This is a genomic window from Ruegeria sp. CJ3 (assembly GCF_056536725.1).
Genome location: NZ_JBQFQE010000017.1, coordinates 1 through 2500, shown reverse-complemented (window position 1 = coordinate 2500; position 2500 = coordinate 1). Strand labels below are relative to the sequence as shown.

Here is a 2500-nt window from a genome sequence, read left to right as displayed (position 1 = left end):
ATACCCCGGGGGGTAGAGCACTGGATGGGTAATGGGGCCCCACAGGCTTACTGATCCTAACCAAACTCCGAATACCCGGGAGTACTAGATGGCAGACACACTGCGGATGCTAACGTCCGTAGTGGAGAGGGAAACAACCCTGACCTACGACTAAGGCCCCCAATTCATGGCTAAGTGGGAAAGCAGGTGGGACGACCAAAACAACCAGGAGGTTGGCTTAGAAGCAGCCATCCTTTAAAGATAGCGTAACAGCTCACTGGTCTAAATAAGTTGTCCTGCGGCGAAGATGTAACGGGGCTCAAGCCATGAGCCGAAGTCTAGGGATGCGTAAGCATCGGTAGCAGAGCGTAGTGTGACATAGTCTCATTCCTCCTTCATGCCTTCGGGCAGATTGGAGGAGAGAGGCTTTCGATGAAGCCGGGGCGTGAGCCATCCGGTGGAGAGATCACTAGTGAGAATGATGACATGAGTAGCGACAAAGAGTGTGAGAGACACTCTCGCCGAAAGTCCAAGGGTTCCTGCTTAAAGCTAATCTGAGCAGGGTAAGCCGGCCCCTAAGCCGAGGCCGAAAGGCGTAGGCGATGGGAATCAGGTTAATATTCCTGAGCCGTGGAGTGGTGACGGATCTCAAGTGTAGTTCAATCTTATCGGATTGATTGGGCTGCTGAGAGGTTCCTGGAAATAGCCCTCCTGTAAGACCGTACCCTAAACCGACACAGGTGGACTGGTAGAGCATACCAAGGCGCTTGAGAGAACGATGTTGAAGGAACTCGGCAAAATACCTCCGTAAGTTCGCGAGAAGGAGGCCCGGTTCCTAGGCAACTAGGGGCTGGGGGCACAAACCAGGGGGTGGCGACTGTTTATTAAAAACACAGGGCTCTGCGAAGTCGCAAGACGACGTATAGGGTCTGACGCCTGCCCGGTGCCTGAAGGTTAAAAGGAGAGGTGAGAGCCTTGAATTGAAGCCCAGGTAAACGGCGGCCGTAACTATAACGGTCCTAAGGTAGCGAAATTCCTTGTCGGGTAAGTTCCGACCTGCACGAATGGCGTAACGACTTCCCCGCTGTCTCCAACATCGACTCAGCGAAATTGAATTGCCTGTCAAGATGCAGGCTTCCCGCGGTTAGACGGAAAGACCCCGTGCACCTTTACTACAGCTTCGCACTGGCATCAGGATTGTGATGTGCAGGATAGGTGGTAGGCTTTGAAGCGGAAACGCAAGTATCCGTGGAGCCTCCCTTGAGATACCACCCTTCGCACTCTTGATGTCTAACCGCGGTCCGTTATCCGGATCCGGGACCCTGCGTGGCGGGTAGTTTGACTGGGGCGGTCGCCTCCTAAAGCGTAACGGAGGCGCGCGAAGGTTGGCTCAGAGCGGTCGGAAATCGCTCGTTGAGTGCAATGGCAGAAGCCAGCCTGACTGCAAGACTGACAAGTCGAGCAGAGTCGAAAGACGGCCATAGTGATCCGGTGGTCCCGAGTGGAAGGGCCATCGCTCAACGGATAAAAGGTACGCCGGGGATAACAGGCTGATACTGCCCAAGAGTCCATATCGACGGCAGTGTTTGGCACCTCGATGTCGGCTCATCTCATCCTGGGGCTGGAGCAGGTCCCAAGGGTACGGCTGTTCGCCGTTTAAAGAGGTACGTGAGCTGGGTTTAGAACGTCGTGAGACAGTTCGGTCCCTATCTGCCGTGGGTGTAGGAGACTTGAGAGGAGTTGCCCCTAGTACGAGAGGACCGGGGTGAACGATCCACTGGTGGACCAGTTGTCGTGCCAACGGCAGTGCTGGGTAGCTATGATCGGACAGGATAACCGCTGAAGGCATCTAAGCGGGAAGCCCCCCTCAAAACAAGGTCTCCCTGAGGGCCGTGGAAGACCACCACGTCAATAGGCCGGAGATGTAAGCGCAGTAATGCGTTCAGTTGACCGGTACTAATCGCCCGATAGGCTTGATTTGATCCAGTAATGGAAAGACAAATCAAAAACATACACCAACCTTGACAATGGATGGCTAAAACGCGGGAACGCGCATTCGTAAACGAATACGCTGCCTCCCGCCCGTCGCTTTTGCTACGCAAACAGCGACGTTGTTGATTGATTAACACAACCGTGCAGGAACGCGCATTCGCAAGCGAATACGCTGCCTCCTGCGCGTCGCGCTTTTGCTCCGCAAAAGTCGCGACGTGGGCTTTTCCTCGGTTTGGTGGTCATAGCGCAAGTGAAACACCCGGTCCCATCCCGAACCCGGAAGTTAAGCACTGCCGCGCCAATGGTACTTGGGCTTAAGCCCCGGGAGAGTAGGTCACCGCCAAACCTAGTAAAAGCCCACACATCTCTCTAACACGATGAAACAAATCTGACTCTGACGCGGGATGGAGCAGCCCGGTAGCTCGTCAGGCTCATAACCTGAAGGTCGTAGGTTCAAATCCTACTCCCGCAACCAGCGTCAGAAAACCCCAATACAGCCCGTTCGATCTACAAACAGTCCACTGGACTG

At 54.6% G+C, this 2500-nt stretch carries 1 tRNA gene and 2 rRNA genes (1 of these 3 cut by a window edge); all 3 read left to right on the top strand.

What is annotated here, in order from left to right:
- Window positions 1–1960, top strand: a 23S ribosomal RNA gene (locus ACR0J1_RS19290) (it extends 868 nt beyond the left edge of the window).
- Window positions 1961–2202: 242 nt separating this feature from the next.
- Window positions 2203–2317, top strand: a 5S ribosomal RNA gene (gene rrf, locus ACR0J1_RS19285).
- A gap of 52 nt (window positions 2318–2369) precedes the next feature.
- A tRNA-Met gene (locus ACR0J1_RS19280) sits at window positions 2370–2446 on the top strand.
- Window positions 2447–2500: the final 54 nt, after the last annotated feature.